The sequence below is a fragment of the Synechococcus sp. R55.2 genome, assembly GCF_047462075.1.
Taxonomy (GTDB): Bacteria; Cyanobacteriota; Cyanobacteriia; order Thermostichales; family Thermostichaceae; genus Thermostichus.
The window spans coordinates 1-737 of record NZ_JANSIH010000215.1 but is presented as its reverse complement, the minus strand read 5'-3'; the positions used below and the strand labels follow the sequence as shown (position 1 = coordinate 737).

The window sequence follows — 737 nt, the reverse complement described above, 5'->3', positions numbered from 1 at the left end:
CTCTGGATTCTCTTCAGCAAGATTCCCAGGGACAGCTCCTCCAAATGCCTGAGCCTTAGAGTTATTCCCAATGTAGGTAAGATATTCAAAGCGCCTCTTCAGGTTCGCTAAGTTGCGAACCACACGGCAGCCCCTCTCAACTGTCAGAATGGGAGTTGGCTGGAAAACTGAGGCCAAGTGGGATGAACTGCAGAGAGGTTATTCTGGAGGCGCTGTTGACATTTGCTCGTTCTTCCTCGGTTGCTTTACTGGATGTCCCCTGTGGATGTTGCCAGAGCAGCTTCAGACCTGGGTTCCCTTCAGGCCGGATCCCCGGAGGATTGCCGAGCTGTTCTCGATGCGCCGGAGGAAGCCCCCGCAAGCCCGAAAGGTTCGGCTCAACCCAATAACTTGGTTCCCATTGAGTTTGGATAGTAAAACTGACGAGAAGTAAAGGAGCAGAGGCTAGCAGACGAATGACCGATAAAGTTCGAATTTATGATATTGCCCGTGAGATGGGGCGTGACAGTCGGGATGTGCTGGAGGTTTGTGAGCAACTGGGGATCCCTTTCAAAACCCACAGCAGCACCATTTCTCCGGAGCAGGCTGAGTTGGTGCGCAGCAAGCTGGGCGCCTCCCGCATTGTGAAGCCTCCTCGACCCCGGCCCAAACCCCCATCTGAAAACCTCCCGCCGGAGCCTCCTGCTGAAGCTAAAGCCAGTGAGCGCCCTCAGCAGAAAGCGCCCGGCCCCGCTAGC

The 737-nt window shown here is 55.5% G+C and carries 1 protein-coding gene; it reads left to right on the top strand.

Annotation, left to right across the window (positions count from 1 at the left end; translation table 11 throughout):
- Positions 1–455: 455 nt before the first annotated feature.
- Positions 456–737: translation initiation factor IF-2 N-terminal domain-containing protein (locus tag NW838_RS07545; RefSeq protein WP_414427788.1), on the top strand; the 282-nt coding region annotated here is incomplete at its 3' end.